General features: G+C 53.3%; 13 protein-coding genes and 4 pseudogenes. 11 read left to right on the forward strand and 6 right to left on the reverse strand.

Annotation, left to right across the window (positions count from 1 at the left end):
* Positions 1-90: 90 nt before the first annotated feature.
* From DES54_RS10780 to DES54_RS10795, 4 genes and pseudogenes are all read right to left on the reverse strand, one after another.
* Complete coding sequence (locus tag DES54_RS10780; RefSeq protein WP_113867244.1) at positions 91-1,137, reverse strand: oxidoreductase; 1,047 nt, start codon at positions 1,135-1,137, stop codon at positions 91-93.
* Between the two features lie 101 nt (positions 1,138-1,238).
* Positions 1,239-1,654 (reverse strand): annotated as a pseudogene (locus tag DES54_RS10785) (helix-turn-helix domain-containing protein); the annotation flags it as partial.
* 2 nt (positions 1,655-1,656) lie between these two features.
* Positions 1,657-2,715, reverse strand: a pseudogene (locus DES54_RS10790) (ATP-binding cassette domain-containing protein); the annotation flags it as partial.
* Positions 2,716-2,830: 115 nt separating this feature from the next.
* Positions 2,831-3,766 carry an arabinose ABC transporter substrate-binding protein gene (locus DES54_RS10795; protein ID WP_113867246.1) on the reverse strand — a complete coding sequence of 312 codons (936 nt, stop codon included), beginning with the start codon at positions 3,764-3,766 and terminating at the stop codon, positions 2,831-2,833.
* A gap of 421 nt (positions 3,767-4,187) precedes the next feature.
* Here DES54_RS10795 and DES54_RS10800 point away from each other — a divergent pair.
* The 10 genes and pseudogenes from DES54_RS10800 to nth all read left to right on the forward strand — a co-directional run bounded on the left by DES54_RS10800 (position 4,188) and on the right by nth (position 13,981).
* Positions 4,188-5,875, forward strand: a pseudogene (locus tag DES54_RS10800) (ribulokinase).
* Positions 5,876-5,922: 47 nt separating this feature from the next.
* Positions 5,923-7,428 carry an L-arabinose isomerase gene (gene araA, locus DES54_RS10805; protein ID WP_113867248.1) on the forward strand — a complete coding sequence of 502 codons (1,506 nt, stop codon included), beginning with the start codon at positions 5,923-5,925 and terminating at the stop codon, positions 7,426-7,428.
* A 164-nt stretch (positions 7,429-7,592) separates the two neighbouring features.
* Entirely contained in the window at positions 7,593-7,808 is a 216-nt protein-coding gene (ydgT, locus tag DES54_RS10810; RefSeq protein WP_113867250.1) for a transcription modulator YdgT, read from the forward strand.
* A gap of 217 nt (positions 7,809-8,025) precedes the next feature.
* The gene (rsxA, locus tag DES54_RS10815) at positions 8,026-8,607 is read left to right on the forward strand and encodes an electron transport complex subunit RsxA (protein ID WP_113867252.1); all 582 of its coding nucleotides are present in this window, start codon (positions 8,026-8,028) and stop codon (positions 8,605-8,607) included.
* On the forward strand, positions 8,607-9,185 hold the full coding sequence (gene rsxB / locus DES54_RS10820) for an electron transport complex subunit RsxB (protein WP_113867254.1): 579 nt from the start codon (positions 8,607-8,609) through the stop codon (positions 9,183-9,185). The genes rsxA and rsxB overlap by 1 nt, the downstream gene beginning before the upstream one ends.
* A pseudogene (gene rsxC, locus DES54_RS10825) lies at positions 9,178-10,914 on the forward strand (electron transport complex subunit RsxC); the annotation flags it as partial. The gene rsxB and the pseudogene rsxC, both read left to right, overlap by 8 nt.
* Before the next feature lie 27 nt (positions 10,915-10,941).
* Entirely contained in the window at positions 10,942-12,012 is a 1,071-nt protein-coding gene (gene rsxD / locus DES54_RS10830; protein WP_113867258.1) for an electron transport complex subunit RsxD, read from the forward strand.
* Positions 12,013-12,021: 9 nt separating this feature from the next.
* Positions 12,022-12,651 (forward strand): electron transport complex subunit RsxG, encoded by a 630-nt coding sequence (gene rsxG / locus DES54_RS10835; RefSeq protein WP_113867260.1) that lies wholly within the window; start codon positions 12,022-12,024, stop codon positions 12,649-12,651.
* A complete protein-coding gene (locus tag DES54_RS10840) occupies positions 12,648-13,349 on the forward strand; it encodes an electron transport complex subunit E (protein WP_113867262.1) in 702 nt (233 codons plus the stop codon). Before rsxG ends, DES54_RS10840 begins: the two co-directional genes overlap by 4 nt.
* The gene (gene nth / locus DES54_RS10845) at positions 13,346-13,981 is read left to right on the forward strand and encodes an endonuclease III (protein WP_113867264.1); all 636 of its coding nucleotides are present in this window, start codon (positions 13,346-13,348) and stop codon (positions 13,979-13,981) included. The genes DES54_RS10840 and nth overlap by 4 nt, the downstream gene beginning before the upstream one ends.
* Before the next feature lie 82 nt (positions 13,982-14,063).
* Here nth and cysB read toward each other — a convergent pair whose 3' ends face one another.
* Together cysB and topA are read right to left on the reverse strand one after the other, a co-directional pair.
* Positions 14,064-15,038 carry an HTH-type transcriptional regulator CysB gene (gene cysB, locus DES54_RS10850; protein WP_113867266.1) on the reverse strand — a complete coding sequence of 325 codons (975 nt, stop codon included), beginning with the start codon at positions 15,036-15,038 and terminating at the stop codon, positions 14,064-14,066.
* Positions 15,039-15,366: 328 nt separating this feature from the next.
* Positions 15,367-17,964, reverse strand: a complete 2,598-nt coding sequence (topA, locus tag DES54_RS10855; RefSeq protein WP_113867268.1) for a type I DNA topoisomerase — start codon at positions 17,962-17,964, stop codon at positions 15,367-15,369.
* Between the two features lie 524 nt (positions 17,965-18,488).
* Here topA and DES54_RS10860 point away from each other — a divergent pair.
* On the forward strand, positions 18,489-18,758 hold the full coding sequence (locus DES54_RS10860; protein WP_113867270.1) for a YciN family protein: 270 nt from the start codon (positions 18,489-18,491) through the stop codon (positions 18,756-18,758).
* The last annotated feature ends 29 nt before the right edge of the window (positions 18,759-18,787 follow it).

Consider the following 18,787-nt stretch of genomic DNA (forward strand, 5'->3'; position numbering starts at 1 on the left):
CGGTTGGTGATTTGTGATTTTTGGCGATTGATCAGATCGCTCAACTCGGACTGAGTTCCCTCAAAGTGATCTACTATTTGGAACAGCTATTTAGCTATTTTTTACCGTCATGGTTTTTTTCTGTTGATAAGAGAGCAGCCCCAGTTCGATCAATTCCATCACCTGAATTGCCTGATGCACGCTGACTGGGTTATCTCCTTTGCCGGTTAACGCGTCACGGATAGCGGCATAGTAAGCCGGATAGTCGCCGGGTATGGTTGTGACGGCTTGCTGTGCCATCACGCCGTCACGGTGCAGCGTCAGCACGCCATCTTGCTTATCCTGTCCCCAGCTCGCTGAGGGCGGACGTTGCCCGGCTTTCAGATGATCTTCCTGCTGATCAACGCCGAACTTCACAAAACTGCCTCGCGTACCGTGAACGATATAACGCGCCGTAGGCGCCGCCGCCAGCATACTCGCGTGTAACGCCACGCGGCGCTGGGGATAAATCAAGGTGGCATGGAAATAATCGACCGCTTTGCTGCCGGGTCTTAATTGCGCCATATCGACCTGGATCGCCACTGGTAAACCAAATAGCTGCAACACCTGGTCGATCAAGTGCGGCCCCAGATCGTACCAGATGCCGCTCCCTTCGCTGCCGTCTTCACGCCAGCGCTGACGGACTTCAGGACGGAAACGGTCGAAGTGGGATTCCATATACACCACATCGCCTAACGCGCCGCTGTGCAGCAGATTTTTCAACGTAAGGAAATCGCTATCCCAGCGACGGTTGTGAAAAACCGAAAGCAGTTTGCCCTTATGCTCCGCCGCCGCGCCGAGTTCGTGCGCCTGCGACAAGGTGACGGTAAAGGGCTTATCGACCACCACATGTTTCCCGGCTTCCAGCGCCTGACGAGCCAGAGGAAAGTGTGTGTCATTCGGTGTGGGAATAACAATCAGATCAATATTCGGATCGTTAAATAGCGTTTGCGGATCGCTTTGGATACGCAAGGTTGCCCAGTCAGCATGAACCTTATCCGCATCGCTGCTGGAAATCGCGGCCAGTTCCATTCCCGGCGTACCGGCAATAAGCGGCGCATGAAACGTTTTGCTGGCATAACCATAACCCAGCAACCCAACACGGATAGTGTTACTCATGAAGATTCCCCTTAATGCGCTTACCCAATAGTGAATGTCAGTATAGCACCGGGGCAATCCCCTATTTTTAGCTATTTTGCCGCTTTTACCGCTCGTCCCGTTCAGATGCCAACCACGCCAGCGCTTTGATTTCCCCAGCACGGCGCCTCGCGCGTTTTGGCGGACGGGTAGTTGATTTCACTACTGCGCCGCCGAAAATCACTGGGACTGACGCCCACGCGTTTTCGGAATACTCTGGAAAATAAAGTTGATCATCATAGCCGACCACCCTGCCGATATTGGCGATCGACTCCTGCGTCGTCTGCAACAACAGCTTGGCCCGAATAACCCGCTGATCTTCACGCCAGCGCAGAATATTGATGCCCACCTGCTCACGGAACCGATGCGCCAGACGCGAAGGCGACAAACAGACATGGCGCGCCACATCCTCAATCCGTAACTCCCCGGCCAGGTTGCCGGTAATGAACTGGCAAGCTTCAATCACCCGCGGATCCATGATTTTCTGAAGACTTAGCGGATGTCGCGCACGGAATGTACCGGAATGATGCCATCAGCCTTGCGATCCTCAGGGCAAAACATCACACCCTGACGGATCGCGTCGATCGGCGAGTTCACCACCAACGGTTCGCCATCCAGCAATACCTGACCTGACGTAATCCGCGTCGCGCCGAATAACCCTCTCAACAATTCGCTGCGGCCCGCGCCGACCAAGCCAAACAGTCCGACGATCTCCCCTTGCCGGACATGCAGCGAAACCGTCGATTTTACCGCCGGCGCTTTCACCAGTTTCAGCGTCAGTCGCTCGTCGCCGAGCGGACGCGGCTGATAACCATAGATGTCGCCCAGATCGCGTCCCACCATGGCTTGTACCAGCAGTTCATGATTTACCTGCCGCCGATCGTCAAACGTGCGCACATAGCGACCATCTTTAAACACGGTAATCGCATCACTCAGTGCGAAAATTTCTTCCATGCGATGCGAAACATACACAATGACCCGCCCTTCGGCGCGCAACTCTTTAATCACGCGGAATAGCTGTTCGATTTCACGGGCCGAGAGCGAGCTGGTGGGTTCGTCGAAAGCAATGATTTTCGCGTTGCGGGCCAGGGCCTTGGCGATCTCCACCATTTGCCATTGCCCGATAGACAGGTATTTCAACGGCGTATCCGGGTCGAGATCCAACCCCAGATGTTCGAGTTGCAATTTGGCCTCATAACGCAGCAGCGAGTAATTAACCATGCCGTATTTATGCGGTAACTGACCAAGATAGATATTCTCCGCCACCGTCATTTCCGGCACCAGATGCAGTTCCTGATAAATAATCGCTACCCCGGCATTCAGGGCGTCCATCGTGTTATTGAATTGAACCGGTTTACCCTGAATATGAATTTCCCCCGCCGAGGGCGCGTAGTTGCCACTCAGAATTTTCAATAAGGTGGATTTACCCGCCCCGTTTTCCCCCATCAAGGCATGGATCTGCCCGGCCTGGCAGGAGAAACTGATATCCGCAAGCGCCCTGACGCCGGGAAACGTTTTACCAATACCATGAAACGACAAATAGGGTGACTGTGCTGTCATGTCCGTTTCCTCACGGTTAACCGCTGGCCACCAGCCAGCGGGCCTTACGTCAGCTGCATGTTGGCCGGCTGAATAACGTTTAGGGCAAACGCGGGACTGCCTGGCCCCAACTGCCTCACATCAGGCCCTTTTTCGCCAGTTCGACCTTGAAGTTTTCACGCGTGATCAGCACCACATCAGTCACCTCAGTGAATTTTTGCGGTTCAACCCCGTTGGTAACCCAGTCGTTCAACATCTGGATACTTTTATAGCCGTGCACATCCGGGCTGGGCAGCAACGAACCATAGAAACCGGTCGCCTGACCTTTGGACAGTTCACTTACCGCATCCACGCCGTTGATGCCAATGCCAATCACATTCGCGGCTTTAAAGCCCTGTCCTTCGATGGCGCGAATGCCCCCCAGAACGGTGTTATCGTTCATACCGACGATCAGCCAGTTTTTCACTTTCGGGTGCTGCACCAGCATGGAGTTGGCGGCATCAAACGCGCCGGGGATATCGTTGGATTTGGTGGGCACCTGATAGATTTGCTGTGCCGGGAAACCGGACGCTTTCAACGCTTCCATCGAACCGCTGGTACGGCGCCGCGCGGTATCCAGTTCGTCGGCGGTAATCGCCATGACCGCGGTTTCATCCACCTTCCAGCCACGGTTGTGCATTTCTTTCCACAGTTCCTGCCCCTGACGTTCGCCGATTTTGGTTGCCGCCATCATGACCAGCGGCACGCTGTCCATCGGCTCGCCTTTGGCATTGACAAACTGGTCATCCACGGCGATGACTTTCAAATCATAACTGCGTGCTTTGGCGACAATCGCCGCACCCAGCTTGGGATCAGGCGTACAGATAACAAAGCCTTTCGCGCCGCTGGCCGCCAGACTATCAATGGCATTCAGGGTTTTCTCTCCATCGGGAACCGCAATTTTAATCACATCAAAACCGAGATCTTTTCCTGCCTTATCCGCAAATCGCCATTCGGTCTGAAACCAGGGCTCTTCCGGTTGTTTAACCAGAAACCCCAGTTTCAAAGTTTCGGCGATAGCCGATTGTGACATAACGGCAGCCAGCCCGATTGTTGCCAGCACCTTAGTGAATTATGCATGATGTTCTCCGCTACGGTTATTTTTTTATTCCCCGGTCAGACCGGTACATATCATGGTTTCTGATACGCTATTTGAGGCTCGAACAAAGGAAAAACACAGGCTTAGCACCATTCTTTTATTCATTGGCATTCAGACGACCTATGTTTTAGCCGCTATTTTCATCAAGAATATAGAGCGCTATCACATCCCGGAATAACTACAGGTTTGTGCATATATTTAGCAAATTTAACCGGTCGTTAACTTTTGACGACCATCACAAAATGACAGCCGATGACAGAAAAATACATACTTCCAGCTAACGCCTCCTCACGCCCTCACCTATCCCCTGTCTATCGTTGAGCACAATAAAAACGGGATGAACAGGAGCGGAGCAATGCGTGCAGGTGCGATTACGATTGGCCTCGATTTTGGCAGTGATTCGGTGCGCGCCCTGGCCGTTGAGTGCCATTCCGGGCGGGAATTGGAAACAGAAGTGGTCTATTACCCGCGCTGGCGTGAAGGTAAGTATTGCCAACCGGCCAATAACCAATTCTGACATCATCCTCTGGATTACATTGAATCAATGGAACAGGCTATCCGGGTAGTGATGGCGCGCCTGACGGCCAGACAACGTCAACAGATTATCGGCATCGGCGTGGACGCCACAGGCTCGACGCCGGCGCCGATTGATGAACGCGGACAGGTGTTGGCGTTGCGTCCCGAATTCGCTGAGATAACCCCAACGCGATGTTTGTGTTGTGGAAAGATCACACCGCGATAGAGGAAGCGGACGCGATCAATACGTTATGCCGTAGCGGGCAATTCCCGGATTACACCCGCTACATTGGCGGCGTCTACTCCTCAGAATGGTTCTGGGCAAAAATTCTGCATGTCTCGCGTGAAGATGCCGACGTCCGCCGGCACGCCGTCTCCTGGATCGAATTATGTGATTGGCTGCCGGCGCTGCTTTCCGGTACGCTAGCGCCGGAGCAAATCAAACGCGGACGCTGTAGCGCCGGACACAAATCCCTGTGGCATCCTCACTGGGGCGGTTTGCCGCCCCAGCCTTTCCTGCACGCGCTCGATCCCTGTCTGACCGAACGATTGCAATATCCAATGTTTAGCGCGACCTGGACGGCCAATCAGCCCGTTGGCGTCCTCACCGCCGAGTGGACACAACGGCTGGGGTTACCTGACGGCGTGACGATCGCGGGCGGCGCATTCGACTGTCATGTCGGCGCCGTTGGCGCAGGGGCACAACCTTATACGCTGGTTAAAGTCATCGGCACCTCCACTTGCGATATTTTGATCGCTGATGCGTCACGTATTGCCAATCGCACGATCGCCGGGATCTGCGGACAAGTGGATGGCAGCGTGATACCCGGTTATATCGGGCTGGAAGCCGGACAATCCGCTTTCGGCGATATGTACGCCTGGTTCGGTCGGCTACTGAATTGGTCTTTGCGGCAAGCCATGCGGGATTATCCACAACTCAACGCGCAGCTACAGGCAACGGAAAGTCAATTGCTTGAACGGCTCACACAAGCGTGGGCCGCCAATCCCACACTGGATCATTTGCCGATGGTGCTCGACTGGTTTAACGGACGCAGAACACCGTTTGCAAATCAACGTTTGCAAGGCGTGATCGCTGATCTCAATCTCGGCACCGACGCGCCAACGCTGTTTGGCGGCTTTATCGCGGCCACCGCTTTCGGCGCGCGCGCCATCATGGAGTGTTTTGAAAATCAGGGCGTCCCGGTTGAAAACATTCTGGCGTTGGGCGGTATCGCCCGTAAATCCCCCGCCATTATGCAGGTTTGCGCCGATGTCATGAATCGTCCGTTACAAATCGTCGCTTCCGATCAATGCTGCGCGTTGGGCGCCGCCATTTTCGCCGCCGTCGCCGCGGGGGAGCATGCCGATATTCCGACCGCGCAGCGGCATATGGCCAGCCCCATCGAACGCACGTTGACGCCGGACCGCCAGCGCGTTGCGCGCTATCAACAGCTTTACCAACGTTACCAGCAGTGGTGCCATCTGGCCGAGCCCGCTTACCGCCCGACAGCCAGAGCGGATGCTTGAACCGATTATTTTCTTCCCCCACAGGGAAAAGCGAAACAGGAGTCATCATGGATCACTTTAAGCAGCTTGAAGTCTGGTTTGTCATCGGCAGTCAACACCTGTACGGACCGGAAACCTTACGCCAGGTAAAAGAGAATGCGGAAAACGTCGCCGCCGGACTGAATCAGGAAGGCGGACTGCCGGTAAAACTGGTGCTGAAACCGCTGGTGAAAACCCCGGATGAAATCACCGCCCTGTGTCGCGACGCGAACTATCAGGATAGCTGCATCGGCATGCTCCTCTGGTTGCACACCTTCTCTCCAGCCAAAATGTGGATTGGCGGACTGCGTATTCTTCATAAACCGCTGCTGCAATTCCATACCCAGTTCAACGCCGAAATTCCCTGGAACACCATGGATATGGATTTTATGAACCTGAATCAGACGGCGCACGGTGGCCGTGAGTTCGGGTTTATCGGCGCACGGATGCGTCAGGCGCATCAGGTGGTGGTCGGCCACTGGCAGGATAAAAGCGCGCATCAGCGTATTGCCAAATGGATGCGCGTCGCCGCGGCGATCCAGGAAAGCAAGCATCTGAAACTGGCGCGCTTTGGCGACAACATGCGCGAAGTGGCGATCACCGAAGGCGATAAAGTCGGGGCGCAGATCCAGTTCGGCTACGCCGTCAGCGCCTGGGGACTGGGCGATTTGGCGGCTGTCGTCGATGCGGTGTCCCAAGCGGATATCGACACGCTGATCGAAGAATACGAAGCCAGTTATCAACTGACGGATGCGGTTAAACTGCATGGCCCGAATCGTCAGAATCTGTTGGATGCGGCCCGGATTGAACTGGGTATGAAGCGCTTTCTGCAACAAGGCGGCTATAACGCTTTCACCACGGATTTTGAGAACCTCCACGGACTAAAGCAGTTGCCGGGACTGGCGGTACAACGCCTGATGCAACAAGGTTATGGCTTTGGCGGCGAGGGCGACTGGAAAACAGCGGCCCTGCTGCGCATTATGAAAGTAATGGCGAGCGGATTGCCGGGCGGCACATCGTTTATGGAGGACTACACTTACAATTTCGAGCATAACAATAATCTGGTTGTCGGTTCCCACATGCTGGAAGTCTGCCCCAGCATAGCCAAAGAACAGAAACCGCTGCTGGATGTTCAGCCTTTGGGGATTGGCGGCAAGGCCGACCCTGCCCGCCTGATTTTCTCCGTACCGGCAGGTCTTTCGCTCAATGCCAGCGTGATCGATATGGGCGATCGTTTCCGCATGCTGGTTAATGTGGTGGATACCATAGAACAGCCGCATCTCTTACCCAAACTGCCCGTCGCGCGGGCGATCTGGAAAGCCCAACCTACGCTGGCCCTGGCCGCCGAAGCCTGGATCCTGGCGGGCGGCGCCCACCATACGGTATTCAGTCAGGCGCTGGATCTGGACTTTATGCGGTTGTACGCCGAAATGCAGAATATTGAACTGCTGGTCATCGATAACGATACCCGCCTTCCGGCATTCAAAGATGCGCTGCGTTGGAATGAGGTCTATTACAAGTTTTATTCGCACTAGTATCGCCAATGGAAGACGGTTTTTTATCACCTTCCATTGCATTTTATTATCTGTTATCAAAAATCCGATTTTTCTATTTTCTTTTCCCATTCAGCGCTGGACAGCGTTTATCTGTTGCATATACTTAATCATCTCAATTACATAACTATCTATGTTCATTCACTATGACCGTTCATGACTACTTGCTTAAATTCAGAAAAGTAAGCACCACGGAAAGTCTGGAAAAACTCTTCGATCACCTCAATTATTCTCTGACGGATAATCAGGAAATCATCAATATGTACCGCGCCGCCGACCATCGCCGGGCTGAGTTGGCGGCTGGCGGAAAATTATTTGATTTAGGCTGCGTGCCAAAATCGATATGGCATTATGTGATATAACGCTACGGTGATATTATTATCTCTCGTCGAATAGTTATGCATTCACACCAATTTATGGCTATCACATTTTTTTACGATGGATAGCCTCTATTGTCCCGAAAAGAGGGATACAGAGCGGCTATTTACTGTGGTTTCGTCCATAACCCTACAGTGGGTATGTTGTCGAAAGCCCGACAATGCCCGATAATATGCGGGTTTTGTTTTTTTAGGCACCGTAATGACCGAATACGCTTTATTATTTGTCAGCATCCTCCTGGTAAACAATTTCGTTCTGGTGAAATTTCTGGGGTTATGCCCGTTCATGGGCGTGTCCAGAAAACTGGAAACGGCCATTGGCCTGGGGCTGGCGACCACCTTCGTCATGACACTGGGCTCCATGTTTTCCTGGTTGATCAATGCGTTCATTTTACAGCCGCTGGATATTCTTTATCTGCGGACCATGGCGTTTATTCTGGTTTTAGCGTTTGTAGTTCAGTTTTCTGAAATGTTTGTGCGTAAAGCCAGCCCCGACCTCTATCGTTTGCTGGGGATTTTCCTGCCGTTGATTACCACCAATTGCGCGGTGCTGGGCGTGGTATTGCTTAATGTGAATATGGCGCACGGTTTTCTTCAGTCAACCCTATACGGGTTTGGCGGCGCGCTGGGCTTCTCTTTGGTCATGGTGCTGTTTGCCGCGATCCGCGAACGTATTGCGGTGTCTGATGTTCCCGCGCCATTCCGGGGGAACGCCATCGCCTTGATCACCGCCGGACTGATGTCGCTGGCCTTTATGGGTTTTACCGGCCTGGTGAAATTCTGATGACCACGATTTGGATTGCCATTACAGCGCTCAGCGCGCTCGCCTTGTGTTTCGGCCTCATTCTTGGCTATGCCTCCCGACGCTTTCAGGTTAAAGGCGATCCGGTGGTTGAACAGGTCGAGGCCATGTTGCCGCAGAGCCAATGCGGTCAGTGCGGTTACCTTGGTTGTCGCCCTTACGCGGAAGCGGTGTGTCTGAATGGCGAAAGTATCAATAAATGCGGGCCGGGCGGCGAAGCAATGATGCTCAAGCTGGCTGAAAAACTGAATATCGATCCCCAGCCGCTCGACGGAGACGGCGCAGTGCTGAATCCTGAGCGTAAAGTGGCGTGGATCGATGAGAGCAATTGTATCGGCTGCACCAAATGCATTCAGGCCTGCCCGGTGGATGCCATCATCGGCAGCACCAAAGCCGTGCATACCGTGGTCAGTGATTTATGTACCGGTTGCGATCTGTGCGTATCGCCCTGCCCGACAGACTGTATTGAGTTGCGCCCCATTGCGCCAACGCCCGCCAACTGGAAGTGGGATCTCGATACGATCCCGGTTCGCGTTATTCAAGTAGAACAACATGCTTAAGCTGTTATCCGCCTTTAAAAAAGACAAGATTTGGGATTTCGCTGGCGGTATCCATCCACCGGAAATGAAAACGCAATCCAGCCGGGTGCCGTTGCGTCACATTCCCTTGCCTGATCAGTTTATTATTCCTCTGAAACAGCACCTGGGTCCCGAAGGTGAACTGTGCGTCAGCGTGGGCGAACACGTACTGCGCGGTCAACCGTTGACCATCGGCAAAGGACGAACCCTTCCGGTTCATGCTCCGACATCCGGCACGATCCACGCCACTCGTCAACACATGACGGCGCACCCTTCCGCGTTGCCGGAATTAAGCGTTATCCTCATCCCCGACGGGGAAGACCGCTGGTGTGAACGCCCTACGCTGGCCGATTACCGCACACAATCCGCCGCTACGCTGCTGGCCCATCTTCATCAGGCGGGAATTGCCGGTCTTGGCGGCGCGGGCTTCCCTACCGCCGCAAAATTACAAGGCGGCCTGCGCGGGATCGAAACGCTGATCATCAATGCGGCAGAGTGCGAACCTTACATCACGGCGGATGACCGGCTGATGCAGGAGTGTGCCGATGAAATTGTGCAAGGCATGGATATTCTTGCTTCTCTGCTGCAACCGCAGCGCCTGATGATCGGGATTGAGGACAACAAACCCGAAGCTATTGACGCCCTGCGTCATGCATTAGGTCGGCGCGACGATATACAACTGCGCGTGATCCCGACCAAATACCCGTCCGGGGGCGCCAAGCAACTCACCAAAATTCTGACCGGCAAAGAAGTGCCGTTTGGCAAGCACTCGGCATCCATTGGCGTGCTGATGCAGAACGTGGGAACCATCTTTGCCATAAAACGCGCCGTGATCGATGGCGAACCCATGACCGAACGCGTGGTGACGCTGACTGGGGAAGCGTTGCGCCAGCCCGGTAATGTTTGGGCGCGGCTGGGTACGCCGGTGCGTCATTTACTCAAACACGCCGGTTTTCAGGCCAATAAACAACCGATGGTGATTATGGGCGGGCCGCTGATGGGCTTTACATTGCCGTCGCTGGATGTGCCGATAGTCAAAATCAGTAACTGTCTACTGGCGCCGTCGCATACCGAAATCGAGCCTGTTGCCCAAGAGCAATCGTGCATTCGTTGCAGCCAATGCGCTGATGCTTGCCCTGCCGGACTATTGCCGCAACAGTTATATTGGTTCAGCCGTGGGCAGGAACATGAAAAGGCCCGCGATCATCATTTATTCGACTGTATTGAGTGCGGCGCCTGCGCTTACGTTTGTCCGAGCAATATCCCGCTGGTGCAATATTACCGGCAGGAAAAAGCCGAAATTCGCGCCATTGATGAAGAAACGCAACGCGCCGCGCAAGCCAAACTGCGCTTTGAAGCGAAGCAGGCGCGTCTTGAGCGTGAAAAACTGGCGCGTGAATTACGACATAAGCAGGCCGCCGCCAGCGTTTCCACCAGCGATAAGCAAGCGGTTCAAGCCGCGCTGGAACGAGTTCGCCAGAAAAAGAGCGCCGATGCGGATTTGGTCATTAATGCCGTACCCGGCCAGCAACCGGATAACAGTGAAGTTATTGCCGCTCGCGCCGTGCGCAAAGCACAATCACGGGAAAATCAAGCGATGGCGAAAACTAGTGCGGCTGATAGCGCAGCAACGCCAGCGCTTGAGGTTGATCCTCGCAAGGCGGCGGTGGCCGCGGCACTCGCCCGCGTGAAAGCGCGTAAAGCCGCGCAAACGGCATCGAAGTTTCAAGAGGAATAAATGGCTTTCAAAATCGCGAGTTCTCCCTTTACTCACAACCAGCAACGCACTCAGCGCATTATGCTGTTGGTGATCATCGCCTGTATCCCCGGCATGCTGGCGCAGTATTATATTTTCGGCTACGGCAACCTGATTCAGGTTGGCCTGGCCGCTGCGACCGCGCTGATCACGGAAACCGTGACAGTGTCACTAAGAAAATTTAATGCGCGTGCGGCGCTGGCCGATAATTCGGCGCTGCTGACCGCGATCCTGCTTGGCATCAGTCTGCCGCCGCTGGCGCCGTGGTGGATGATTGTCATTGGAACCGCCTTCGCTATCGTAATAGCCAAACAACTATATGGTGGGCTAGGCCAGAACCCGTTCAATCCGGCGATGATCGGCTACGTTGTTCTGCTTATCTCCTTTCCGGTACAAATGACCAGTTGGTTGCCCCCCGGCCCCCTTCAGGTTATGCCGATTGGCTTTTACGATTCGCTGATCGTCATTCTGTCGGGGCAGACGCCGTCCGGCCATTCGGTGCAACAGTTGATGCAAACAGTCGATGGCGTCAGTCAGGCGACGCCGCTGGACACCTTCAAAACCGCTTTGCGCTCAGGTCAACAACCGCAGGCTATTTTCCAGCAGCCTCTTTTTGCGACCACGCTATTTCGTTCCGCAATGGCCGGTATCGGCTGGCAGTGGGTCAGCATTGGCTTTCTGATCGGCGGATTGTTCCTGTTGGCGCGCGGAATCATTCGCTGGCATATTCCAGTCAGTTTTTTGCTTAGTCTGACGCTATGTGCGGCGCTGAGTTGGTGGCTGGCGCCGGAAAAATATGCCCCGCCCGTCCTGCATCTGCTTTCGGGCGCCACCATGTTGGGCGCGTTCTTTATTGCCACCGATCCGGTCACCGCCTCAACCACCAACCAAGGTCGTTTGATTTTTGGCGCACTGATCGGACTGTTAGTCTGGCTGATCAGAACATATGGCGGTTATCCTGACGGCGTGGCGTTTGCTGTTTTGCTGGCGAACATTGCCGTGCCATTGATTGACTATTTCACTAAACCGCGTGCTTACGGCCATCATCGTTAAGGAATCGCCATGTTCACCACTATGCGCCGCCATGCGACGACACTGGCACTGTTCGCAGCCTTAACTACCGCAATGAGCGCGGTGGTTAACAGCCTGACTGCGCCAACCATTTCCCGACAAGCGTTACTGCAACAAAAAGCGCTTTTGGATCAGGTGGTGCCGATTGACCGCTATAATAATGACATGCAACAAGAATGTTACATTGTCACTGATTTGGCATTGGGATCAACCTCCCCCCATCGGCTGTTCGTTGCCCGTAAAGACGGCATTCCCGTCGCGGCGGCGGTGGAAAGCACTGCGCCGGATGGTTATTCCGGCGCCATACAACTGCTGATTGGCGCCGACTTTGCAGGCAATGTGCTAGGGACGCGGGTCACGGCGCACCGGGAAACACCCGGATTAGGGGATAAAATAGAAATCCGTATTTCTGACTGGATCACCCGTTTTAGCGGTCAGACAGTACAAGGCAGTGATGATGCTCGCTGGGCGGTAAAAAAAGAAGGTGGTATGTTTGACCAGTTTACCGGTGCGACCATTACGCCGCGCGCAGTAATCAACAGAGTAAAACGCAGCACGCTGTATCTACAAACGCTACCGTCACGACTTAATACCCTGCCGGTTTGTGGAGAGAATAAATGAGTGCAGTCAAACATCTGCTGATTCAGGGATTATGGAAAAACAACTCGGCGCTGGTGCAATTGCTCGGCTTGTGTCCCCTGCTGGCGGTATCCTCCACCGTCACCAACGCGCTGGGATTAGGGCTGGCCACCACGCTGGTATTAACCTGCACCAATGTCGCCGTCTCCACGCTCAGACGCTGGGTTCCGGCTGAAATCCGCATCCCGATTTACGTCATGATTATCGCCTCCGTGGTGAGCGTGGTACAGATGCTGATCAACGCCTATGCCTACGGGTTATATCAATCACTGGGGATTTTTATTCCGTTAATTGTGACTAACTGCATTGTTATTGGCCGTGCCGAAGCCTTTGCCTCGAAAAACCCGGTCGGACTATCGGCCGTTGATGGTCTGGCGATGGGGCTGGGCGCCACCAGTGCGCTGGTCGTCCTGGGTTCGCTGCGCGAAATACTGGGCAACGGGACATTGTTCGACGGTGCCGATCAGCTGTTGGGTGACTGGGCCAAAGCGTTGCGTATTGAAGTGGTTCACCTGGATTCGCCGTTCCTGCTGGCCATGTTGCCCCCCGGCGCTTTTATCGGTTTAGGGCTGATGCTGGCGGGGAAATACCTGATTGATGAAAGGATGAAACAGCGAAGGGAACGTGTTGCTCAGGCGGCAAAACCGGCCGCGGCCAAGGTAGCTGGAGAAGCACGATGAACAAGGAAAAGCGGCTTGAGATCTTACGCAGATTACGCGCTAACGACCCTCATCCCACCACGGAACTGAAGTTCAACACGCCTTTTGAATTACTGATTGCGGTTTTGCTCTCCGCGCAGGCCACCGACGTCAGCGTCAATAAGGCTACGGCCAAGCTCTATCCGGTAGCCAATACCCCGCAAGCCATGCTCGCACTAGGCGTTGATGGCATCAAGCCGTATATCAAGACCATCGGTTTGTTTAACGGCAAGGCTGAGAACATCATCAAAACCTGTCGCATACTGATTGATAAACATCACGGCCAGGTGTCCGAAGATCGCGTGGCGCTGGAAGCCCTCCCCGGCGTGGGCCGCAAAACCGCTAACGTGGTATTAAATACCGCTTTCGGATGGCCGACGATTGCCGTGGATACCCATATTTTCCGCGTCAGTAACCGCACGGGCTTTGCGCCGGGCAAAAACGTCGAGCAAGTTGAAGATAAGCTGCTGAAAGTCGTGCCCGCTGAGTTTAAAGTCGATTGCCATCACTGGCTTATTCTGCATGGCCGCTACACCTGTGTCGCTCGTAAACCACGTTGCGGCGCTTGCCTGATTGAAGATCTCTGCGAGTTCAAGGAAAAAGTTTACGCCTAGCCATATCCGGGAGCATGTGAACGCCCCTCCTTTGGTCATTAAAAAAGACCAGACAGTCTGGCCCTCTTTTACCATAGCGGTTTCATTTCACCGGCAGCGTAATGTCTTTAAACATCGCCTCAATTTCATCATTAGATCGTAGCGCAACAGCGGTATCCACCACATCGCGGGTAAGATGCGGGGCAAAACGTTGGATAAAATCATACATATAGCTTCTTAGAAATGTGCTGCGACGAAAGCCGATTTTAGTGGTGCTGTAGCTGAAAATACGGTTGGCGTTGATTGTCACCAAATCGGTTTCTATCCGCGGGTCCACCGCCATATTTGCAATCACGCCGACGCCCAATCCCAGCCGGACATAGGTTTTAATCACATCGGCGTCGGTCGCCGTAAAGACAATGCGCGGGGTCAATCCGGCCCGATTAAACGCCGCATCCAGTTCTGAACGTCCGGTAAAACCAAAGGTATAGGTGACGATCGGATAGGCCGCCAACGCTTCAATGGTAACGTCTTGTTTGGATGCCAGCGGATGATCGGGCGTCACTACCACCGCCCGGTTCCAGTGATAGCATGGCAACATGATCAAATCGTCGTACAGGTGCAGCGCTTCCGTGGCAATGGCGAAATCCGCCGTTCCCTTAGCCACCGCTTCCGCAATCTGGGTCGGCGAGCCTTGATGCATATGCAGCGAAACACGCGGGTAGCGCTCAATGAATCCTTTGATTACACCAGGCAACGCATAACGGGCTTGCGTATGCGTCGTCGCAACATACAGGGAGCCTTTATCAGGATAGGTATGCTCGCCTGCGACGGCTTTGATGGCATCGACTTTGGAAAGGACTTCACGCGCAATACGAATGACTTCCTGTCCTGCGGGAGTGACCTGCGTCAGATGTTTTCCGCTGCGGGTGAAAATCTGAATCCCCAGTTCATCCTCTAACATTCTGACCTGTTTACTGATCCCTGGCTGAGAGGTGTACAGGCCCTCAGCGGTAGAAGAAACATTCAGATTATGGTTAACAACTTCAACAATATAACGAAGCTGTTGCAGTTTCATAATTTATCCCATTCCCAATTGAATGATGCGTGCGGCATCTAAAGTCTAATGTGGTTTTATTGACGAAAATAGGCTTTGTTATACGAAACGCTGGCGCAGCTTTCATCATTTAATGTCATTAAATCATAAAAATAGTTTTTATATAACTATGATTGCATGCCGTCCGTCAAGTAACGCCATGCGGCAGGCCGCGCCAGCCAGAGAAATGCAGGGTAGCTCAACAGATAATTATTCTCTCAGCTAAATAACCATCCCCTTACCCAGATCAAAAAAAACCAGCCTAAAAAGGCTGGCCCAGGTCAATTCCCGGCATCACCGATGCATTGGCTTATTTCTTGCCGTCCACCCATTTACCCTCGACATAGAAAGCCGACCAGCCGGTAGCCTTGCCCTCTTTTTCCGAAGAGACATATTGCTGCTTGGTCTTACGGCTAAAGCGCACCTGAGTTTTGTTGCCGTCTTTATCCACTGCCGGGGCATCGGCCAGATAACGCAGTTTTTCAGGCAGCCGATCTTTGAAGCGTTGTAATTCCTCAACCAGCGGCGCACGCGTCTCACGGGATTTCGGGAACGTATTGGCAGCCAGGAACACGCCAGCGGCGCCATCCCGCAATACGAAATAGGCATCCGATTTCTCACATGGCAGTTCAGGCAATGGTACCGGATCTTCTTTCGGCGGCGCGACATCGCCATTACGTAAAATTTTACGTGTGTTGCCGCAAGTGTCATTGGTGCAGGCCATATACTTGCCGAAACGTCCCATTTTGAGATGCATCTCTGAACCACATTTTTCGCACTCGACAACCGGGCCGTCATAACCTTTGATCCGGAATTCGCCCTCTTCTATCTCATAGCCATCACAAGCCGGGTTATTACCGCATACATGCAGCTTGCGTTGATTATCAATCAGGTAACTGTCCATAGCGGTGCCGCATTTCACACAACGGCGGCGCGCGCGTAAGGCATTGGTTTCGGCCTCATCCCCTTCCAGCACATTCAGCACTTCAGCTTCGGGGATCAGATTGATGGTGGTTTTGCAGCGCTCTTTAGGCGGCAGCGCATAGCCGGAACAACCAAGGAAAACCCCGGTGCTGGCAGTACGTATCCCCATTTTGCGTCCGCAGGTCGGGCAGTCGATGCTGGTCATCACCATCTGGTTTGGCCGCATACCGCCAGCTTCCGGGTCCTGCTCCGCGGTTTCCAGCTGTTTGCTGAACTCGGCGAAAAATTCATCCAGAACCGCTTTCCATTCCGCCTGATTATTCGCCACCTGGTCGAGGCTGCTTTCCATCCGGGCGGTGAAATCGTAATTCATCAGTTCGCGGAAGTTCTCTTCCAGACGATCGGTAACAATTTCGCCCATTTTTTCGGCGTAAAAACGACGGTTTTCTACCCGCACATAACCACGATCCTGAATGGTTGAAATGATTGAGGCATACGTGGATGGTCGTCCAATCCCACGTTTTTCCAGTTCTTTTACCAATGAAGCGTCGCTGTAACGCGCTGGCGGCTTGGTGAAGTGCTGACCGGGCAACAGTTTCTGCAACGCAAGCGATTCGCCCACCGCCACGTTCGGCAACGTTCGATCTTCATCGTTTTTACGCAGCGCGGGCATAACTTTCGTCCAGCCGTCAAAGCGTAAGGTTCGGCCCTTGGCGCGCAGTTGGTAGCCTGCGGCTTCAACAATCAGGGTTGTGGAGTCATATTGCGCAGGCGTCATCTGACAGGCGACAAACTGACGCCAAATCAGTTGATACAGTTTCTGCGCATCGGCTTCCATGTCTTTCAGGTTATCCGCCAATACTTTCACGTCGGAAGGACGGATCGCTTCGTGCGCTTCCTGTGAATTTTCTTTACTGCTGTAGTGATTCGCCGCATCAGGCAGATAGCGTTTACCGAATTCGTCGCTGATGTATTCGCGCGCCATAGTCAACGCATCCTGACTCAGGTTGGTCGAGTCTGTACGCATATAGGTAATGTAGCCCGCTTCATACAGACGCTGCGCCATCATCATGGTTTTTTTCACGCCAAAGCCAAGACGGGTGCTGGCGGCCTGCTGTAGCGTCGAGGTAATGAACGGCGCGCCGGGTTTACTGCTGGTGGGTTTGTCCTCACGCTCGGCAACCACATAGCTGGCTTTTTCCAACAGGCTGACGGCGGCCTCGGTCTGCGCCTTGTTAACCGGCTTAAACGCCTTGCCGCTGTAATGCGTGACCTGCATTTGTAACTGAGCGGCATTACCTGACAGTAAATCCGCATGCAATTCCCAATATTCTTCCGGGACAAAGGCTTTGATTTCGCGCTCACGCTCCACGATCAGGCGCACCGCCACAGACTGTACGCGACCGGCCGACAAGCCGCGGGCGATCTTTTTCCACAGCAGCGGCGAAACCATGTACCCCACCACACGATCCATAAAACGGCGCGCCTGCTGTGCATTAACACGATCGATATTCAACTTGTCCGGTTTCTGGAACGCCTGCTGAATGGCATTTTTGGTGATTTCGTTAAACACCACGCGGCTGAAGCGCTTATCGTCACCGCCAATGATTTCCCGCAGGTGCCAGGCAATGGCTTCCCCTTCGCGGTCAAGGTCGGTTGCGAGATAGATATGTTCGGCGTTTTCCGCCAGCGTTTTCAGTTCGGAAACGACTTTTTCCTTACCGGGCAAAATCTCATAATGGGCTTTCCAGTCATGATAAGGATCGACGCCCATACGGTTGACCAACGCGGACTTTTCATCCTTTTTAACCGTTTTTTTCGTTTTGTCTTTGGTTGAGTCCGCGCTCTTTTTACTGACAGAGCCACTGGTCGGCAGATCGCGCACATGACCGACGCTGGATTTAACCACATAGTCATTGCCAAGATACTTATTGATTGTTTTGGCTTTTGCCGGGGACTCGACGATTACGAGAGCTTTTCCCATATGTCCTATTACCTGCTTGATTCTTCTGAAAATCAGATAGCTTTTGGGGGCATTCGCCGGAAAAACCAGGGCGGATGCTCGATTAATGACAGATTACGGCGTTGCGTATTTATCCTGCGTGGGTGAGTCTTTTTTCAACGCGCCGCCCGTAACCCTCTATTCCGTCTGAATATTAACGTTGTCTGCCGCTACATTAAATCAGCGCAGACCGCCACGACGTAAAGAAATTATTCCACTCATGGCAGAAAATCCCACACTCTACCTGATAAATAATGCCACGCAACCTAATTAGCATGGAAACGTCGTTTTAGCCAATCCAGACTGAAGGCGCTATCGGCGGCCAAGTGATTAAAACCTGACGCATTTGCGATGGCATCGCCTCGCGCAGTACAATTATCCCATTATGAAAAACATCGCCCTCGTTGTGAATGCCTTGTACCACTGACATCCCGTTCTCTCAGGCCTTGACGATTGTGCGGGCGTAAAAAACGACGATTAAGTTTCAATGCAGGAGTAGGTAATCCATGACAGATGAATCTCAGGTACACGAAGAAAAATCCCCGATTGACCGTCAACACTTACTGGCGGAGGCTAACGCCATTATTCAAAATCATGACGACTACCTGCACGGCATGGTCGCCGACAGTGTAGAACAAAAAAATGGCGTACTGGTTTTCCGCGGCGAGTTTTTCCTTGATGACAATGGCTTGCCAACGCTGAAAACCACTGCGGTTTTCAATATGTTTAAACATCTGGCCCATGTGCTGTCAGAAAAATATTATCTGACCGATTAAAAGCAAATCGCCCGCATTAATTCGCGGGC

This window comes from Brenneria salicis ATCC 15712 = DSM 30166 (assembly GCF_003315515.1).
GTDB lineage: Bacteria > Pseudomonadota > Gammaproteobacteria > Enterobacterales > Enterobacteriaceae > Brenneria > Brenneria salicis.

Excerpts from the sequence above, each read along its gene's own strand:
- rsxG (WP_113867260.1), top strand. The coding sequence starts at position 12,022 with ATGTTCACCACTATGCGCCGCCATGCGACGACACTGGCACTGTTCGCA.
- DES54_RS10840 (WP_113867262.1), top strand. The coding sequence starts at position 12,648 with ATGAGTGCAGTCAAACATCTGCTGATTCAGGGATTATGGAAAAACAAC.
- topA (WP_113867268.1), bottom strand. The coding sequence starts at position 17,964 with ATGGGAAAAGCTCTCGTAATCGTCGAGTCCCCGGCAAAAGCCAAAACA.
- DES54_RS10795 (WP_113867246.1), bottom strand. The coding sequence starts at position 3,766 with ATGTCACAATCGGCTATCGCCGAAACTTTGAAACTGGGGTTTCTGGTT.
- rsxB (WP_113867254.1), top strand. The coding sequence starts at position 8,607 with ATGACCACGATTTGGATTGCCATTACAGCGCTCAGCGCGCTCGCCTTG.
- ydgT (WP_113867250.1), top strand. The coding sequence starts at position 7,593 with ATGACCGTTCATGACTACTTGCTTAAATTCAGAAAAGTAAGCACCACG.
- nth (WP_113867264.1), top strand. The coding sequence starts at position 13,346 with ATGAACAAGGAAAAGCGGCTTGAGATCTTACGCAGATTACGCGCTAAC.
- DES54_RS10860 (WP_113867270.1), top strand. The coding sequence starts at position 18,489 with ATGACAGATGAATCTCAGGTACACGAAGAAAAATCCCCGATTGACCGT.
- cysB (WP_113867266.1), bottom strand. The coding sequence starts at position 15,038 with ATGAAACTGCAACAGCTTCGTTATATTGTTGAAGTTGTTAACCATAAT.
- rsxD (WP_113867258.1), top strand. The coding sequence starts at position 10,942 with ATGGCTTTCAAAATCGCGAGTTCTCCCTTTACTCACAACCAGCAACGC.
- araA (WP_113867248.1), top strand. The coding sequence starts at position 5,923 with ATGGATCACTTTAAGCAGCTTGAAGTCTGGTTTGTCATCGGCAGTCAA.
- DES54_RS10780 (WP_113867244.1), bottom strand. The coding sequence starts at position 1,137 with ATGAGTAACACTATCCGTGTTGGGTTGCTGGGTTATGGTTATGCCAGC.
- rsxA (WP_113867252.1), top strand. The coding sequence starts at position 8,026 with ATGACCGAATACGCTTTATTATTTGTCAGCATCCTCCTGGTAAACAAT.